Origin of the sequence: Nostoc sp. (assembly GCF_036916985.1) — a bacterium.
Taxonomy (GTDB): Bacteria; Cyanobacteriota; Cyanobacteriia; order Cyanobacteriales; family Nostocaceae; genus Nostoc.
Genome location: NZ_JBALFD010000006.1, coordinates 1 through 16,883, shown reverse-complemented (window position 1 = coordinate 16,883; position 16,883 = coordinate 1). Strand labels below are relative to the sequence as shown.

Genomic DNA, 16,883 nt, shown 5'->3' with positions numbered 1-16,883 from the left:
TTTATTAATAACCTAAATACTCTAAACCTACTATTTTGCGATATTTAAACATGAATTTAGAACTTGAAGAGAAGCTTTGGAAGGCAGGAAAACAAGAACAAGCATACCGCAAAGAAATATGGTATGAAATCATCGATTCTTTGTTAGATGATTTTCATCAGTTTGTTGGGCAGGATTTTCACCGCGATCCTGAAATTCAATTAAATATTGAGAACCCGAATTGTCCATCATTTGGTCGTTGGATATGGACTGATGAAAAAGGAGAATTCCCTCTATCTTTAACTTGGTCAGCCTTAATTGGTGGCGATATCATAGGAACTGAAGAGTCGGAGGATACTTTTCATGTTAGTATTTTACTATTCTTATTCGATACTACTGGTAACAATCGGTTACGCCTAAAAACAGGCGAAAGTTTTCTTTCATTTACTTTTGAAAAACAATCCAATAATAATGGTCACTGGCGTAGTCTTGGCTGGTGTCAGGATGAATGGGGTGAATGGGAAAATCTTGGATAATTTGAAATAGTTCAATACAGTAAAACCTATATATAATTACTGCTTACATTTGGAGACTTGCAATTAAAAACAGCAAAATTATTGTGATTTTCCTTACTTTTTTAATTCAACACGAATGTAAACACTCACGCTACTTGCTGTTTATTTTGAAAAATATTTAAGGTATATCTAGCTCTAGTTTTAAGAATATTTAATTGGTCAACTTGCGCCAATAATCTGTCTAAGGTTTCGGTTTCGTCATGTGACAAATCATTCTCAGAGTTTTTAATTAATAATTCCTGTAATTGTATCTGAGCTTTGGGAGATAAATAACTTTCTGCCAAAGCTTGCAACTCATCTAGGTTTAAACCAATCAATAATTCAGAATCTACAGATAAGTTTGTTAGCTGTTGGTAAGTTTCTAAATCTAATAGTACTCCAACTTTTTCTCCCTGTGCGTTAGTGACATACTGAACTGAGTCAGACATAGCTTTACTTAAGAATTTGGTTAATTTTATCGTAACCTATCATCAAAAATCTGGTTAAAGCAATTGCCGACTTCTTCAATAAGTCGGAATCTAAATCCATATAGATAGATGTAGAGACATAAAATCTTACGTCTCTACAAGAGTTTTGGTTGCAAAACTTATAAACTTTATACATCAAATCAGCAACACCAGAAATCGTATCTAATCAAGTAGGCTCATAGCCTATCATCTTACAGTTTGAAGCCAATTCACAGTAGTTAATCTTCAACTGCAACATAAGGTTGTGGTTCTCGCAAACGTTGAGTAATTTGTTCTCGTCGATATTTTGCAAGTTCGCTATAAAGCCTCTTGCGAGAGAGATTCATACTACCAACAGGCTCATGCTCTAGTAGTGTATGCCAAGGGGAAAATAGCGAACCTTCATCTAAGCGTTTGCGTTCTTCAAAGTCAAATTTCTGACTAGGAATGCGGACAGTTGCAACTTTAATAAACGGTGAATCTACTTCTTGCCACTCTTTGATATGGTCTTCAATCGGCGTTTTTTCATCATCTACATAAAATTGAATGAAGAAGTCAAAAGATGCTTCTCGACCTTCTTCAGTCAAATATTTGACTAGCGTTTCTCGGAGGTAATTTTCCGATTCTGGAAGCGTTTCTGGTGGTTGTTCCGGCTGTTGAGATTTGACAGATAATTTGACAATGCGACTACCAAATTTAAACGGAGCCATGCTCCAATATTGAATCAAAAGCGGATTTCCTACCTTTTGGCTACCAATTTTTTGCAAGATCGCAAATGCGTAACCAAGTTCTTCCAGCCGCTCTGGGGTAAGTTGTCCACTACCTGCTTTGGAGAGATCCGCGTAATCACGAACGTCTTTAGCCAAGAAAGTAGGATAATTGTTGAGTATAAAATCTTGGGTTTTTTCTTCATCATCCAGCACTTTCTGCCCGTCCACATTCATTACCTTAATGGCAATACCACGAACATCAGGCTGGCTATCGGAGTTGAATTTACCACGCTTTTGAGGCGAACCACCGCTAGAGAACCGAATCCACGCAGGATAGGTTTGGGGCGTTTTGAATAAACCTACTCTCAGGTCTTCAGGAAGATTGGGTTCAATAATAAACTCTCCCCAAAGCAGTCCATGACTTTTGCTATGAATTTGGCGGAGGTCTGGGCCATTTTTTTGTTGAGCTTGAAGACTACTTGCGATAATCTCGTCAATTATTGCTTCTTGCTCAGTGGTAGATGACGTTGGGTTAGTCATAAAACATTTGATAATGTGTCTTCATTATCCTGAATCCTTCAGCCTTTCTGAGTCAATCCGGTTTCCGTAGAAACAGCTTGTAGTGGTTTATCCCAAAGCTCAATCGGTATTTGGGAGAAATAGGCAAAATCAAAGACAATTCCGATAGTCGGCTTTGTCTGCCACTGCGGTAAACTGAGCAAGCGATCGTAATATCCGCCACCATAACCCAAACGATATCCTTGATAGTCGCAAGCTACACTAGGGACGAGAATCAAATCTACTTCCGCAGCATCTAAAATTGGAGTGTCTGGGTGAGGTTCAGTAATGCCATAAGCGCCGCTTTGGACAGAATCATCAGGTGTCCAAATATGCCAACACAGAGATTTCTCAACGCAGCGAGGAAATCCCCAGCGATATTTGGTGTTTGCAAATAAGGGACTGAGGTCAGGTTCTTGGCGAAAGCTGAAATAAGCGAGGATTGTTTTTGCTTGGGTAAACAAAGTAGAGTTTTGTAAATGAGAGCATAAGCGATCGCTTTTTTCTCTCCATTCTCCAACGGACATTGATTGACGTGTTTTGAGTAGAGTGCGGCGTAGTTCTGCTTTATTTAATTGATGATTAACTTTGTCCATGAAAATTTATAGCTGCAAATAAATAAGCTGGGCAATGCCCAGCTTAAGTACCTTACACTTATTATCCGAATTTCTCACTCTTCAGTAGGGACGGGTTAACATATATGATCCATCATTCATGAATGTCTTGCTTAACCCGCTCCTACGACCTCTGCACTTCAGTTTGATAAATCTGGTGAGAAATCCGGGACTAGTACATCGTTATGCAGCGTGTTGACGATACCACTCAATGGTATTTTTTAGCCCTTCTTCAAAACTCACCTGGGCCGTGAAATTAAAGGCAAGATTCGCCCGTTCAGTATCTAAACAGCGACGGGGTTGACCATTAGGCTTGTCAGTTTGCCAAACAATTTCACCCTTAAACTCCATCAATTCGGCGATTAGAGTTACTAAATTTAGGATGGAGATTTCATAACCGGTTCCCAAGTTAACTGGTTCCGATTCGTTATATAATTGAGTCCCCAAAACAATCCCCCTCGCTGCATCTTCTGAATACAGAAACTCACGGGTGGGACTGCCATCACCCCAAACTGGAAGTTGCTTTTCTGCTTTAATTTGGGCTTCGTGAACTTTGCGAACTAATGCGGGAATCACATGGGAACTTCCAGGGTCAAAGTTATCTTCTGGTCCATACAAATTTACTGGCAGTAAGTAAATCCCATTAAAACCGTACTGCTGGCGGTAAGATTGCAATTGGACTAAAAGTGCTTTTTTGGCAATTCCGTAAGGGGCGTTGGTTTCCTCTGGGTAGCCATTCCAAAGGTCATCTTCTTTGAATGGCACGGGAGTGAATTTAGGATAGGCGCAGATTGTGCCAATACAAACAAATTTTTCTACTCCAGCTTGATAGGCAGCGTGGATTAGCTGGGTTCCCATAATCAAGTTATCGTAGAACAGCTCTGCGGGTTTTTCGCGGTTCAAACCAATACCACCGACATGAGCTGCTAGGTGAATAATGATGTCTTGTTGGTCAACTGCACGTTGGCTATTTTCCCATACACGCAGATCAGAATCACGCGATCGCGGTATCGTAATCTTCTCACGATCAGCCCCAGCTTTACACAGTTGATCTATCACCTGACGACCTAGAAACCCTGACCCACCGGTGACGAGAATGCGTTTATTTTTTAGTTCTAAGGCGGTCATATTTTTATCCTCTGTGCTGCGAATCAGAAGTGTAAAGCGCCCAGTTGTTGACGAATAGTCGCAATATCATTTGGAAATTGCGAACCATTACCATTGGGTGATGTGTGACCTAATGCTTGTAAGTCGGCTTCTACCATTAAGGAAACTAGTTCTTCAAAGGTTACTGATGGTGCCCAGCCTAAATTCTGGCGTGCTTTAGTAGAATCGCCAATCAACAGTTCTACCTCAGATGGACGGAGGTAACGCTCATCAAACTCTACATAATCTTGCCAATTGAGATTCACATAACTAAATGCTAGTTCCAAAAACTCCCGCACTGAATGGGTTTCACCAGTAGCAATTACGTAATCATCTGGCTGATCTTTCTGCAACATCAACCACATTGCTTTGACGTAATCCTTCGCATAACCCCAATCTCGCTTGGCATCTAGATTACCCATGTAAATCTTTTTCTGCTTACCAGCAACGATACCAGCCACGGCTCTAGTAATTTTACGGGTTACAAAAGTTTCACCCCGCCGTGGTGACTCGTGGTTAAAAAGTATGCCGTTACAAGCAAATAAATTATAAGACTCACGATAATTTACAGTTTGCCAATGGGCGTAAGCTTTTGCACAGGCATAGGGACTACGGGGATAAAAGGGCGTTGTCTCAGTTTGAGGTACTGCTTGTACTAAACCATACATTTCTGAAGAACCCGCCTGGTAAAATCGTACCTGAATACCAGTACGATGTTGGTAGTCTCGAATTGCTTCCAACAGACGCAGTGTTCCCATTCCTACAGCATCCACCGTGTATTCTGGTGAATCAAAGCTGACTCTAACATGGGATTGAGCGCCGAGGTTGTAAATCTCTACTGGCTTTACTTCTTCTAAAATACGCCGCAACGTCGTACCATCTGTCAAGTCTCCGTAGTGAAGAAATAACCGCACTCCATCTTTGTGGGGATCTTCATAAATGTGATCGATGCGGTCTGTGTTGAAGGTAGAAGTCCGGCGAATGATGCCATGAACCTCATAACCTTGTTCCAACAAAAACTCACTCAGATATGAACCATCTTGACCAGTAATACCAGTAATTAACGCTCGTTTCTGTTGCGTCATGCTCAATTATACCTTATTGTCTTTGATTAAAAAGTTACAGGCAATCTGATACAACCTAGCAACTAATTGCTCAATTGCCTAATGGGAAACCTACGAGTTATTGTTGCCATAAAAATTTTTACGTAAATAAATATACTTAATAAAAAGTAATTTAACGCGTAAGTCCAACCTTAATAGAGCAAGATTGTTTAATTATAATTATGTATTATGTATAATTTTTCTTATACCAAATAAATTAAGATTCTTTTCGTACATCTTGTTATTTTTGTCAAAACTTCACATATCTCTGATTTTGTGAAGTTTGAAATTTAGACTTTTGGTAAAAATCTAAATCAGGGCAAAAGGAGCTACTAATAAACACTCAAAGAATTCTGAGTTAAGTAGAAGTACGCAAAATATAGATAATTATATAAATAAAGATGAACAATTTTTTAGTTTTAGGGGCATTAACTGCCCCACAGAATCGACCCTAAGTAGCTACTCAGTATGCCCCGTTATTTTTGGGCAAAATGACTACATCAACAGTTTTCAAGATGATCCATAAATCAAGCCAGAAATTCCGAAATTTGACATAATGCAGGTCTATTTGGACTCGCCGAGGGTAGGGAATGTCATTACGCCCAGATACCTGCCACAAACCAGTAATTCCTGGACGGATTGTTAAAATCTCATCAATGTGACAACCGTATTTTGGCAGTTCTTCTGCTACCAAGGGTCGAGGACCGACTACACTCATGTCTCCTTTTAAAACATTCCAGAACTGGGGAAATTCGTCTAAGCTAGTAATTCGCAAAAATTGACCAATTTTGGTTATCCGGGGGTCTTGTTTTAGCTTAAAACTGCTTTCAAATTCTTGTCGCAATTCGGGCGATGTTTCCATCATTTGCATGAGGATTTCGTCTGCATTGCTTACCATTGTTCGGAATTTAATACAATTAAACGCTTTGTAATTTTTTCCTACCCGTTCCTGGACATAAAATATTGGGCCTTCTGAGCTGAAGGCAATCAGCAAAGCCAAAATTAAGTAGACGGGGAAGAACAAAATTAATACCGACAGCGAAAACACTATATCGAACAGTCGTTTGGCAAACTCTCCGTTTAAACCCTGAAAAGATAAACCTTTGGGTTTAACTTTTGGCGTCTTTGTTTTTTGACCGCGTTTTAAGAAAGTACGCGTAGACGCTTTAGTGTCTTGCCGTACGCCCCGCTTGCCGGAGAGGAGTGAGCTCTGGGCAGTCATCATACTCCTTAATAATCCACACCACACATAGTCCCAATATTAAAGCCAAAATGAGGTTCTTCTGGGGGAAATTGCCAAAAGCCTAAAAAAATAAGACGCTAACCAAGACCATCATTGCGAAAACGGTCTTTTTTCGTTGCATTTGTTTACAAAGTCTAGATAACGCTCGGCAAAGATTTGCGGTGAAAACTGTGCGGCGTGCGATCGCATATACTCGGAACTGAACGAACCCTGATATATTTCAAACTTTTCTACTGCCTCCACTAAAGCTGCCTCTGTTTGCGTCCTGAAAAATATACCTGTCCCTGTATCCACAAACGAGCGGATATCTCGCACTGTTTCTAGAGCGCCTCCTGCACCGTAAGCAATTACTGGCGTGCCGCAGGCCTGTGCTTCCACTAGGGCAATCCCAAAATCTTCACAGGCTGCATATACAAACGCCTTAGCCCTAGACATATATTTTTTTACCACATTATCAGGTTGCCATCCCAGTATTTGGATGTTGGAGTTTGCCATCTCACGAATCTTGTTCATTTCATCTCCTGTACCAATGACTACTAATGGTCGTTTTAGTTGATTAAAAGCCTTGACAATCAACGATATTTGCTTGTAACTTACCAACCGAGAAACTGTCAGGTAAAATTCCTCTTTCTCAGACAAAAATGGAAATTCTGCAATATTCACTGGTGGGTAAATGACTGTTGCTTCTCGCCGATAGCAACGCCAAATCCGCCGAGCTGTATGCTGTGAGTTGGCAATGAAGTAATCAACGCGATTGGCACTCAATACATCCCACTGGCGCAAACGATGTAATAAATATCGCGTCACCCACCCAGGTAAGCCACTACCTAGTTTGCTGTGGCGCAGATAATCAAAAGTCAAGTCCCAGGCGTAGCGCATAGGGCTGTGACAGTAGCAAATATGCATCTGTTCGGGAGTGGTCAGGATTCCTTTGGCAACAGCGTGAGATGAAGACAGTATTACATCATAATGCCGCAAATCAAGTTGTTCAATTGCCAAAGGCCACAAAGGCAAGTATTTTTGTATACCGTTGCGGGCATAAGGAAAGTTTTGGAGAAACGTCTTGCCAATTTGACGCTTATATAAATAACTTTCTCTATTGCTGGATTCAAAATCGATGAGAGCATACAAATCAGCATCAATGTGATTCAAAATTTCTCGTACAACGAGTTCTGAACCACCAGTGGCTTTGGGTGTCAGCCACTCATGAACTAGAGCATATTTCAAGGGCACAGCTAAACAATTCAAAATTGAAGATAGTTTTCTTAGACTCCGACTGAAAAGTTTCCTCTTGTGATTAATGAATGGGAAGCGCCCCAGATTAGCACAGAAGACGGTATCTTTCCCTGAGAGGTTCCAGATGGATGCTGCAACCTGATAATCTCAGATTGGGAATGGGGAATGGGGCATTGAAAAGAGACAGAGGGGCAGGGTGCAGGGGCGGAGGGGAAAATTCTTCTCCCTGTTCTCAGTCCCCAGTCCCTAGTCCCTACTCTACTCCCCAATCCCTTGATGAAAACTGATATATAAAGGGTGAATTTATGCGAATTCTGATTATGGGTGGTACTCGGTTCATTGGTGTTTATTTAACTCAACTACTAGTGGAACAAGGACATGAGGTGGTGCTGTTCAATCGTGGGAATCGACCAGCACCTTCTTTACAGGGAGTAGGACAAATTATAGGCGATCGCACAGATGCTACTCAATTAAAGGCAAAGTTATCACAAGAAAACTTTGATGTCATTTTTGACAACAACGCACGTGAACTTACTGATACTCAACCACTAGCAGAGATTTTTCAAGACCGAGTGCAACATTTTGTGTATATGAGTTCTGCGGGAGTTTATCTCAAATCTGACCAATTGCCCCACATAGAAGGCGATCCAGTAGATCCCAAAAGTCGGCACAAGGGCAAACATGAAACAGAAACTTACCTGACTGAATTGGGATTGCCCTTCACTTCGATTCGCCCTACTTATATTTACGGGCCTCGTAATTATAATGAGTTGGAAGGCTGGTTTTTTGACAGAATTGTGCGCGATCGCCCCATTCCCATTCCCGGAAATGGCCTGCATATCACCCAGCTAGGTCATGTAAAAGACTTGGCACTAGCAATGACTAAGGTTTTTGGCAATGAACAAGCCATAGGACAGATTTATAATATCTCTGGCGATCGCTTTGTCACTTTTGATGGTTTAGCCCGTGCTAGTGCTGTAGCGGCTGGTAAATCACCTGATAGTGTAAAAATCGTCCATTACGACCCGAAAAAGTTTGATTTCGGCAAGCGCAAAGCTTTTCCAATGCGGGTGCAGCATTTCTTTGCTTCGGTGAATAAAGCGCAAACAGAATTAAACTGGCATCCTGAATATGATTTGATTTCTGGGTTACAAGACTCTTTGGAAAATGATTATTTGGCTAATGCAAAAGATCAAGCCGATGTTGATTTCTCTGTAGATGAGGAGATTCTACAAGCGTTGTAACTAGCCAGGGCGAATAGAACTCGCGGCTACACTGGCATTGTCCGCCTCCGCGGACTAAGGTCAAATCAAGGGTTTGAAACCCAGGTATCGGTAGCTTTTGTTTGTGTAGACACGGTTTATAACCGCCCGTTTTGCTGATGCGATGGCGTTTTCATAACTCATCAGGGTTAACGCCTAACTCTCGCAGTTGTGCTGCTAATCTGTTAGCACGTTGACTTTCTCGTTCAAGGGGTGTGGGAAGCCAATTCCCACTGGCATCATACCAACGTAGCCATAATCGCTCAATTCCTTGGTAAGAACCTTGCCAAAGTCCTAAGCCCAGTTCTAAACCCGGCATCCACACTCGTGGGGTATTCAAGTCCAATTCGCTGTAGCGGTCTGCAACTAATTGGAACACTTGGAGTTTGTCAGTGTAGCGGTCAAATACAATGTAGTAAGGAACTCGCAAAATCCGCTCATAAACTTCCCATTTGGTAGGCGGTTGGTTTATCTCTCGCAGAGTTTGTCCTAAGTCTTCTTTTTCAGTGCCAGGAGAAAGCAATTCTACCACTACAAAAGGAGCAACTCCTTCTTGCCAAATGACATAACTCAGACGCAAGTTTTGCTGTTCGTAGAGACGCGAAACTCCCACAGCAGCAAACCAGTCTGGGCGTTTGTACCACAGTGTATGCCGGAGGTCATAATAAAGGTTTATGTCAGTGGCAACAAATACCTCCTCTGCTGGATAGTTAGGTGGATAAAAGGTTTCGCGCAGAAGTTGGGGTTGAAAAAGGTGAAATTCGTCAGGCAAACCAGAGTCCTCAGGGTATTCACTGGGAAGATCGTACATCGTGGGTAGGGTTTCTTTTGCAGGACGAGGTGGGTCTGTTTGGTACATAAGGGAAATCTTGACCGACTAACTTTAAGATAAATGATTTTTTAGTACTTATTATGTCAATCTAATAAATAAGATACCCATTTAATAACATCTATCTCTAAAATTCTCCAAGGTTTTTAATCCATATTCACCAGAATATTTTATCAGTTTAATTTTGTTATTAAATATATGAACACAACGCCCTCTAAAAGAGAAAGAGATGAAATACTTAAGTGGTTGAATCGTAACCGCCAGATGTTATTAGATTTATATAAAAATAAATATATCGCTTACAATACAAATGGAATAATTGCTCATAGCGAAAACTTACGAGAAGTTTTAGCGTTAGCTAATGCTGCAAAACAGCCTTTTTTAATTTACCTAGTTCCGCGTCGCACTGCTTCTATAGAAATTTTACCAATTCGCTTCCGCACCGTTGCTCGCCATGATTGGCAACCAAACTATAGCGTGATTTTAAAACACGGAAATATAGAATCTAATACAACAATGTTAGTAGATTCTGGTGCTGAATTAAGTTTAATTTCATTAAAAGTTGGTCAAGACTGAGGCTATGCTTTGGCTGATTCAGAATCAACTTTGTTGGCAAAAACTATAGGTGGCAGAGTTGAGTACGTTTTACGTAATGTCGAAATGACAATTGATGAACACAATTTTATTACTCCTGTCGCATGGTTACAAACCAATACAGGCGGAAAACAATTGCTTTTAGGGCGAGAAGTTGTATTTGATAAATTTAATATTGAATTTAGGCAAGCTGAGGAGCAAATTATTTTTACATGGCGTGAAGATTTGAAATTATAAAAAAGCAATACACAATAGGGCACAGCATTGCTCATTGGTGTCAACTTAAGCTAAAACTCCTTTAAAACCTCGTTTCCAGCCGGAGACTGGAAATGCAACTCAAAGGCGTCTCTGCCGCGAGTTCGAGAGGCGGAGCCTCAAAGACGAGCATTCCCAGTCTCCGACTGGGAACGAGGGAAACCTTGAGTTTTCTTAGCGCTATTTCAAGTCATCTATTACTTTTTCTAAATACTTAGTGGAAGCGGCTTCTGCTTGAGAGCGGATAATCAACTCTGGCATTGTCAATGTAGAGCGAAGGTGACAGTACAAGCGAATTGTATGTTGAAGCGATCGCGCAATTTCCTCTTGGTCATGTTTAGTGGGAATAGTTTGACGAAAATCATTCAAATAAGATGGAATTTCCATTTCCAAATTTCTTACACCGCGTGGAAGCAGTCCAGCTTGCACCTTGGCTAATGGCGCTAGAACTTGCCCACGCAGAAAAGAAAGAAAATCAATGACTTCAAAAAGTTCACCTCTTCCTAATTTAGTTGCACCATAATGTACCCACACCCAAAAGCGGTCTTCAATCCACTGGGGATCAAAGGGTGGATAGTTCCGTGGATTATCTGAAACAGCCAAGGTTAGTAGATTTCCTCGCTCCCATAGAATAATCGGATTTTCTACGCGGTCTGTTTGGAAATCTTGTAAAAGCAAAAACTTCAAATCAACGTGTATCAAAGGACTGTCATAAAGACAGATTAGCAATCTGGGTTCGCCAACGTGTTCACCGGTAAAAGCTACTAGAAGTTTCCCTAGTTTACTGGCTAAAAACTGACGCTCTTTTAAAACTTGCTCATAATGAACATTGTCTACAACAATAATCAGATCAAGGTCTGAGTACTCATCCATTTCTCCACTCAAATAGGAACCACCGATGGCTACACCTAGCAAGCGGTCATCCGTCTTCAAGCTTCCCAGAATCTTCTCTAGAAGCTCTTTTTGGGGTTCGGGAACAGCCATACTATCTTCAGGGTATTGGGCACTTGTACTGAGAGAACGCGAGTGCGTTTCTATGAGAAGCCATTGGCACAGCCTCTCATAGAGAAGTATTAGGCATTGAGCATTGATCTGACTTTTCACGGTATCTGGAAAACCTCTCTCTAAATCTCTCTTTTTTTAGGGGAGAGACTTTGAATTTTCTCCCTTCCCGCGCCGAGTTGGGGGTTAGGGAGTTAGGTCAATCGTTGGCTTTTCCACATAACGTGAAAAGTCAGGAGCATTGACAAAGAGGCTTCAGGGGCGGGATGCTGCTCTTGCAGACGGGAAAAGTCTTCTCCTTTGCCTCTTCTCATTCCTCACTCTTCTGCTTGGGGAAGCGGGAAGATTTCACCAGCCAAGTAAGCTGGAAAATGCTTTTGGAAGTATAACCAGGAAGTCATATCTTCTCCATCTATCAATTCTTTTGGGGCTTGTTTATATAGAGGAATACGGTTATTAATTTCGTCTTGCAGCACTGGGGGCAGTTCTGTTAAACCATTGACTTTGCTACCAACAGCACTGTAGATAAGTTGACCGGGGCGATCGCCCATTTTCATCCAGGGAAGCCATTGACCAATTCTATCCCAACTCAGTTTGAGTTCAGAAACCGAGGAAAGTGCTGGGTTGAATAAATCTGTGGTTGGCACTGTTAATTTAAACAATTCCGCTGCCTGATAAATTGGATTTGGGCTGTATTCGGCAAATTTGGGATCGTCTGCTAAAGGATTAGGGTAATGGGGAAATATATCAAAAACGAAGGTTGTGCTGTCACCATCTACTTGTGCGGGAAAATTTCCCTCAAACCTTCCCTGCACGGGATTATTGGCAACGTGAATCACCGGAACTGTCTCGCCTGTCCAAGGATTCTCCCATTTGGGTAAGATTTCATCTGTTTTTGGATTGAGGTAATAAGTTAGTTCCCTAGATGTAAAATCCCAGCCACCTTCTGCTGTGGGAATACATCGGCTAACACTCAATCCCAGGATTTTAAAGAGGAGTTGTCTTTTCTCACCGGGGATAAAAGCGTAAATTTTACCTTTCCAAATCAGGAAAGTGGATTCGCTAGGGTCGAGGGAAGAACGAGTTTTAACCCAGTGCTGGGCTTCAAGTTCTTGGATTTGGGCAACCATCTAAAGCATCCTTTGTGTTTGGATAACAAAAGAATAAGCTATCAGCATTAAAGTTGCATCTTTGTCAATTGAATATTTTTTTATTTGGAAGTCCCTTAACTCTTTCGCCCAGTCCCCAGTCCCCAATCCCTAATCCCTTCAAAGAATTAAACTGGTTCAGAAAATTGCTCATCCAGACGGCGAAACAAAAACACCCAAAGTGGCAGGGAACTATTAATCGCAATCAGTCGCACTAAATGACCCGTTGTCACAATTTCAACATTATGATTCAATGCCAGAGAAACCAGGATCATTTCTGCCGATCCTCCTGGTGCTGTGACTAGCAGACAGGTTAACCAATCCCAAGAGGTTAATTGCATCGCAAGTATAGCAGCGATCGCTCCGGCTACGAGGGTCATGCCTACAGATATCAAGGCGTAGCCAACAGTCTGCTTTCTAAAGTTGGGTTTATCTCCCCAATATTCACCAATGGTAATTCCTAAGAGCATTTGACCCAATAAGTTAATTAAGGGCGGCGGACTAAAGCTAATATCACCCACAAAAGGCAGCAAATGTAGCAAAGGATTAAACCCGATGCCAATCAACAATGCACCAAAGAAATCACCAGCAGGAATTTTAAATAATATCGCTGGATAAACTACTAATCCAGTGATTACCAGTACTAACAAGAGTAATTCTAGTTGAGATGGATCGAGATTGAGCCAAGTACTGTTGATTGAGAGTGTTTGAGGATAGTAACTACCAGCTGATGTCCTAGCGATGAAGGGAATTAGAACAACTACAGAGGTGACGCGAATCGCCTGAACTAGAGCAACCAAGCTAACATTTTTATTGTAATCGGCGGCGATCGCTGCCATAATTCCCACACCACCTGGAACTGTAGCCAGCATTGCTGTCAATAGGTTGGTTTTGCTGATGCGGGAGTAAATGTAACCAATACAGCTACCACTCAGCAGCAGAAACAAGGTAAGAAAAATAAAAATGGGAATACCAGAAGCAACACTAGCTAGATTAGCGTGGGCATTGGAAGCACCAACAGTTAAGCCGACAAGTGCCATTCCGACTTTTCTCGCAGTGCGGTTAGGTTGGGGGGAATATTGATAAAGAATTCGACACCCTTGAAGAACCAGTGTACCAGCGGCAATCCCGCCGAATATCCAGGCAATTCTGCCAATTTGGAACTTAGCGAGGAGTAAACCCAGAGGTAATGCCAGAAGCATTTCCAAGATCAGGACAATTAGTTGCTTTGCAAATAACTGTTGTTTGGTAACAATAGGATTTTCATGAGTATGTTCTTCCAGGTTTGGAGTCACACTTGGGCTTTGATTCATCTATACAAGCTTTCTTATTAATTTAACTTATGTACTCAAGCTAATGCGATCGCACAAGATACGGCAGTTTGCTTTTTAAGTTAGGTACAAAATACAAGACTCACGCATTAGATATAAAGAGTTTCTACCTCCTGACTCCAAACCCGTAACTTTGTACTTTATGCAATAGAAAACTGCTGTAACTACTAGTCTGTCAAATCAACAATGCCACAGTCTACTAGGTCTAAATTTATCGCGTGTTCCATTCAAACTAATAATTTTTATAAATTATAGGGGCACAACAGCCGTCGTACCCCTATAAATAATTGGTATTCCTTTCAATGGTTCAGCCGTTTAGAGAACTCCACAGAATGATTGATCCAAAAGCTGTCATTGCGTTCGCCCTTGGCGTTCCCGCAGGGTACGAAACGGAGTGTAGCAAAGCAATCCCAAGATTTTGCGGTTGCTTCATTTCGCTTCTCTACGAGACGCTACTGCGAACGCTCCATTCGCAATGACAATTGGGCATTTCTTTTTGTGGAGGTCTCTTAGGGACTTTCAAGAAATAAATTATCCAATTTAACCAAATCAAAACGATTTTCTTTCCCCCTGCTCCCTACCCCCTGCCCCCTGCCGTAAAAACGATAGGATATTTTTTTATTTGGAAGTCCCTTAATCTTCATCAAGGGCTGGGAAAGCTTCTTCAAGCTGCCACAACCGATCTTTATTTTCAACAAACCAAATACGAGTTTCTGGAGTTAATTTACTCCAAATGACTTCAACGGGGATGTGAGGAGATGCATACTGGTACTGCTGACCAAGTAATTTGAGATTATCCGCTACATCATGGGGAATTCCGAATTGTTCCCAGTCAACTGTGATATTTCTTCCCGAAACTCCAGCTGTGGGGTCGAAAACCAATTGTGCCGATCTGACTAAATCAGCAAAGTGTTTCGGTTTGAGTTTGGTGATTTCCTGAAGTTGGAGTGATTCGTTATGCTCTTGAGACATGATCGCCGCAGTGGTAAAGATTATTGGTGTATTGAACTTACTGCCAGAGATTTCTATCCCAATATTTTTTAGTTTAGCGCAGAGCCTCAGTTAATCATTTTCGATCAGAACTGTAACAGCAGCGATCGCAATCAACATTTCGTCATTTTTATCATTAAGTTCGGGAATAGCCCGCCCTTGAACTACCATCCCCCCAGATTCTACGATGAGAGTTTTTCGACCAAATGGTAGAACAGCAAGTACCTCTTCTTCCCTAACTTGTTCGGGATATGGCACTGCTACCTGAACTTCTATAATCATTTCATTGGGATGACTTAAACCTGCAACTTCCCAAACACCAGGTAAAGCATTGTGAGCGATCGCATTACGTACTGCCCTAGATGCTGCTACTGTTGGTTCTTGTCCATGCTGATCTATTAAACTCAACGAGGTTGTCACCAACCACGTTGGTCTTCAAAACCGTGCGTGAAAGTTTCCCTTCACACGGCTCCTCAATGATTTGGTGCTTGTCATGCATACCTCGTTACCCATTTATCATTAGCTTTTTCAAGTTTTCTGGTGGGCTTAGGCTCGGCACTATTGCAGCCGGATTTTATACCAGGACTGCCATCGTTGGCTGTCTTTGTGTCGTGGCAATGTCGGTGAAGTAGTTGCAAATTATCGTGAAAATCCTTACCACCTTGCGATTTTGGGATTTTATGGTCAACTTCTATCACATCGTTTTCACGGAAAAACATTTCGCAGTGGGCACACTTTCCTTTTTGCTTTTTTAGGAGTTTTGAAATCCTATCTGGCATTTCTGGATTGTTACCCATTCTTGTACTCCAATAAACCAGGTTTCCGTTGTATGGTGTCGATTCGCCTTTAACTTTTACATGACGCACTATCGGTGTGCTGTCGTGTTTTATTAACCGAAGTGGGGTTAGACCCTCCTTCTTGGTTGCGAATACCCAGTTATCACCGCCTATGGACTGCCAATACCTTCTTGACACCCATTCCCCGCTCTTGTTGGGGTGGCGGCGTTTTGCCCAAGCTCTTAACTTTTGGTACATGAGGTAGTCCATTTCTGAGTAAGCAACCTTACTTACCACAGTCGCGTAGTAGTTAGCCCATCCCCTAATAATTGGGTTTAAATGGTCGATTAGCGCCGCTTGCGGTGCTGCCTTATTAGCTTCAATAACACTAGCGATTTGGTCGTAATGTACCTTTTGCTTTTGCTTGCTTGGGGTGATGATTGTTTTAAAACCTTGTTTCGAGTGATACTTTCCTACTGGAAATTGTTGTATCGTAAAACCAAGGAAGTCAAATCCTGGTTTTTCTTGCTCATACTGTATGAGGGTGTGAGCGAGTCTCGTTTTACTGGGCTTTAATTCCAAACCCATGCCTTGTAACCATTCGGAGATTATCTCTTTACATCTTTTGACAACGGTTACATCTTTGTGAAAAATCACAAAGTCGTCGGCGTAGCGGATTAGGCTGAGGGAGTTACGGTTACTATCTTTACCATAACCACTTCGAGTAGGCAGAGTTTCTGCATACTGTTTAACCCGTTCTTCCATCCCGTGAAGGGCGATATTTGCCAGTAACGGGGAGATGACCCCGCCCTGTGGCGTACCCTCAGATGTTGGGAACAACTGCTTACCATCCATCACTCCCGCTTTTAACCATGCACGAATTTGTCTGCGGATGGCGGGGAATGTATTTAATTTTGTTAGCAGTGCTTCTTGGTTGATGCGGTCGAAACATTTGGCAATGTCGGCATCTAAAACGTATTTCGGTTTTTGCCCCTAGCTATCTAATTGGTATACAAAGCAGGTAAGCTGAGGAAAGCACCTAGCAGCAGTAAAAAATTAGTGATAGTAAAGTTGCCTCGCCATCGC

General features: G+C 41.8%; 18 protein-coding genes. 4 read left to right on the top strand and 14 right to left on the bottom strand.

The features are described 5' to 3' along the window. The first annotated feature begins 50 nt into the window (after positions 1 to 50). Positions 51 to 515, top strand: a complete 465-nt coding sequence (locus V7L07_RS00985) for a hypothetical protein (protein WP_335054228.1) — start codon at positions 51 to 53, stop codon at positions 513 to 515. A 125-nt stretch (positions 516 to 640) separates the two neighbouring features. Here the strand turns inward: V7L07_RS00985 and V7L07_RS00980 are convergent, their stop codons facing one another. The 7 genes from V7L07_RS00980 to V7L07_RS00950 form a co-directional block, all read right to left on the bottom strand. Then, positions 641 to 982: a hypothetical protein gene (locus V7L07_RS00980; protein WP_099099383.1), complete on the bottom strand. Its 342-nt coding sequence runs from the start codon at positions 980 to 982 to the stop codon at positions 641 to 643. Between the two features lie 257 nt (positions 983 to 1,239). Further along, positions 1,240 to 2,250: a catalase family protein gene (locus V7L07_RS00975; RefSeq protein WP_335054226.1), complete on the bottom strand. Its 1,011-nt coding sequence runs from the start codon at positions 2,248 to 2,250 to the stop codon at positions 1,240 to 1,242. 38 nt (positions 2,251 to 2,288) lie between these two features. Then, positions 2,289 to 2,864, bottom strand: a complete 576-nt coding sequence (locus V7L07_RS00970) for a 5-formyltetrahydrofolate cyclo-ligase (RefSeq protein ID WP_335054223.1) — start codon at positions 2,862 to 2,864, stop codon at positions 2,289 to 2,291. 201 nt (positions 2,865 to 3,065) lie between these two features. After that, a complete protein-coding gene (locus V7L07_RS00965; RefSeq protein WP_335054221.1) occupies positions 3,066 to 4,010 on the bottom strand; it encodes a GDP-L-fucose synthase family protein in 945 nt (314 codons plus the stop codon). 23 nt (positions 4,011 to 4,033) lie between these two features. After that, positions 4,034 to 5,113, bottom strand: coding sequence for a GDP-mannose 4,6-dehydratase (gene gmd, locus V7L07_RS00960; RefSeq protein ID WP_334774759.1), 1,080 nt, complete (start codon positions 5,111 to 5,113; stop codon positions 4,034 to 4,036). A gap of 481 nt (positions 5,114 to 5,594) precedes the next feature. Continuing rightward, positions 5,595 to 6,353 carry a sugar transferase gene (locus tag V7L07_RS00955; protein ID WP_179069115.1) on the bottom strand — a complete coding sequence of 253 codons (759 nt, stop codon included), beginning with the start codon at positions 6,351 to 6,353 and terminating at the stop codon, positions 5,595 to 5,597. A 111-nt stretch (positions 6,354 to 6,464) separates the two neighbouring features. Next, positions 6,465 to 7,607, bottom strand: a complete 1,143-nt coding sequence (locus V7L07_RS00950) for a glycosyltransferase (protein WP_335054219.1) — start codon at positions 7,605 to 7,607, stop codon at positions 6,465 to 6,467. A 308-nt stretch (positions 7,608 to 7,915) separates the two neighbouring features. On the opposite strand from V7L07_RS00950, the gene V7L07_RS00945 reads away from it, so the two are divergent. After that, the gene (locus V7L07_RS00945; RefSeq protein ID WP_335054217.1) at positions 7,916 to 8,854 is read left to right on the top strand and encodes an NAD-dependent epimerase/dehydratase family protein; all 939 of its coding nucleotides are present in this window, start codon (positions 7,916 to 7,918) and stop codon (positions 8,852 to 8,854) included. Positions 8,855 to 9,005: 151 nt separating this feature from the next. Here the strand turns inward: V7L07_RS00945 and V7L07_RS00940 are convergent, their stop codons facing one another. After that, positions 9,006 to 9,731, bottom strand: coding sequence for a Uma2 family endonuclease (locus tag V7L07_RS00940; protein ID WP_335054215.1), 726 nt, complete (start codon positions 9,729 to 9,731; stop codon positions 9,006 to 9,008). Positions 9,732 to 9,899: 168 nt separating this feature from the next. On the opposite strand from V7L07_RS00940, the gene V7L07_RS00935 reads away from it, so the two are divergent. Together V7L07_RS00935 and V7L07_RS00930 are read left to right on the top strand one after the other, a co-directional pair. Next, positions 9,900 to 10,277, top strand: coding sequence for a DUF5678 domain-containing protein (locus V7L07_RS00935; RefSeq protein WP_335054212.1), 378 nt, complete (start codon positions 9,900 to 9,902; stop codon positions 10,275 to 10,277). Between the two features lie 9 nt (positions 10,278 to 10,286). Further along, complete coding sequence (locus V7L07_RS00930) at positions 10,287 to 10,532, top strand: hypothetical protein (RefSeq protein WP_335054210.1); 246 nt, start codon at positions 10,287 to 10,289, stop codon at positions 10,530 to 10,532. A 198-nt stretch (positions 10,533 to 10,730) separates the two neighbouring features. Here V7L07_RS00930 and V7L07_RS00925 read toward each other — a convergent pair whose 3' ends face one another. From V7L07_RS00925 to V7L07_RS00900, 6 genes are all read right to left on the bottom strand, one after another. Next, positions 10,731 to 11,654 carry a nucleotidyltransferase domain-containing protein gene (locus tag V7L07_RS00925; RefSeq protein ID WP_335054208.1) on the bottom strand — a complete coding sequence of 308 codons (924 nt, stop codon included), beginning with the start codon at positions 11,652 to 11,654 and terminating at the stop codon, positions 10,731 to 10,733. A gap of 215 nt (positions 11,655 to 11,869) precedes the next feature. Further along, on the bottom strand, positions 11,870 to 12,682 hold the full coding sequence (locus tag V7L07_RS00920; protein WP_335054206.1) for a DUF1838 domain-containing protein: 813 nt from the start codon (positions 12,680 to 12,682) through the stop codon (positions 11,870 to 11,872). Between the two features lie 146 nt (positions 12,683 to 12,828). After that, positions 12,829 to 14,013: an AbrB family transcriptional regulator gene (locus tag V7L07_RS00915; RefSeq protein ID WP_335054204.1), complete on the bottom strand. Its 1,185-nt coding sequence runs from the start codon at positions 14,011 to 14,013 to the stop codon at positions 12,829 to 12,831. 651 nt (positions 14,014 to 14,664) lie between these two features. Next, on the bottom strand, positions 14,665 to 15,003 hold the full coding sequence (locus V7L07_RS00910; protein ID WP_335054202.1) for a hypothetical protein: 339 nt from the start codon (positions 15,001 to 15,003) through the stop codon (positions 14,665 to 14,667). 90 nt (positions 15,004 to 15,093) lie between these two features. Next, the gene (locus V7L07_RS00905) at positions 15,094 to 15,441 is read right to left on the bottom strand and encodes a Lin0512 family protein (protein WP_335054200.1); all 348 of its coding nucleotides are present in this window, start codon (positions 15,439 to 15,441) and stop codon (positions 15,094 to 15,096) included. 71 nt (positions 15,442 to 15,512) lie between these two features. Next, on the bottom strand, positions 15,513 to 16,736 hold the full coding sequence (locus V7L07_RS00900; protein WP_335054419.1) for a group II intron reverse transcriptase: 1,224 nt from the start codon (positions 16,734 to 16,736) through the stop codon (positions 15,513 to 15,515). Positions 16,737 to 16,883: the final 147 nt, after the last annotated feature.

Excerpts from the sequence above, each read along its gene's own strand:
- V7L07_RS00985 (WP_335054228.1), top strand. The coding sequence starts at position 51 with ATGAATTTAGAACTTGAAGAGAAGCTTTGGAAGGCAGGAAAACAAGAA.
- V7L07_RS00980 (WP_099099383.1), bottom strand. The coding sequence starts at position 982 with ATGTCTGACTCAGTTCAGTATGTCACTAACGCACAGGGAGAAAAAGTT.
- V7L07_RS00975 (WP_335054226.1), bottom strand. The coding sequence starts at position 2,250 with ATGACTAACCCAACGTCATCTACCACTGAGCAAGAAGCAATAATTGAC.
- V7L07_RS00970 (WP_335054223.1), bottom strand. The coding sequence starts at position 2,864 with ATGGACAAAGTTAATCATCAATTAAATAAAGCAGAACTACGCCGCACT.
- V7L07_RS00965 (WP_335054221.1), bottom strand. The coding sequence starts at position 4,010 with ATGACCGCCTTAGAACTAAAAAATAAACGCATTCTCGTCACCGGTGGG.
- gmd (WP_334774759.1), bottom strand. The coding sequence starts at position 5,113 with ATGACGCAACAGAAACGAGCGTTAATTACTGGTATTACTGGTCAAGAT.
- V7L07_RS00955 (WP_179069115.1), bottom strand. The coding sequence starts at position 6,353 with ATGACTGCCCAGAGCTCACTCCTCTCCGGCAAGCGGGGCGTACGGCAA.
- V7L07_RS00945 (WP_335054217.1), top strand. The coding sequence starts at position 7,916 with ATGCGAATTCTGATTATGGGTGGTACTCGGTTCATTGGTGTTTATTTA.
- V7L07_RS00940 (WP_335054215.1), bottom strand. The coding sequence starts at position 9,731 with ATGTACCAAACAGACCCACCTCGTCCTGCAAAAGAAACCCTACCCACG.
- V7L07_RS00935 (WP_335054212.1), top strand. The coding sequence starts at position 9,900 with ATGAACACAACGCCCTCTAAAAGAGAAAGAGATGAAATACTTAAGTGG.
- V7L07_RS00920 (WP_335054206.1), bottom strand. The coding sequence starts at position 12,682 with ATGGTTGCCCAAATCCAAGAACTTGAAGCCCAGCACTGGGTTAAAACT.
- V7L07_RS00915 (WP_335054204.1), bottom strand. The coding sequence starts at position 14,013 with ATGAATCAAAGCCCAAGTGTGACTCCAAACCTGGAAGAACATACTCAT.
- V7L07_RS00910 (WP_335054202.1), bottom strand. The coding sequence starts at position 15,003 with ATGTCTCAAGAGCATAACGAATCACTCCAACTTCAGGAAATCACCAAA.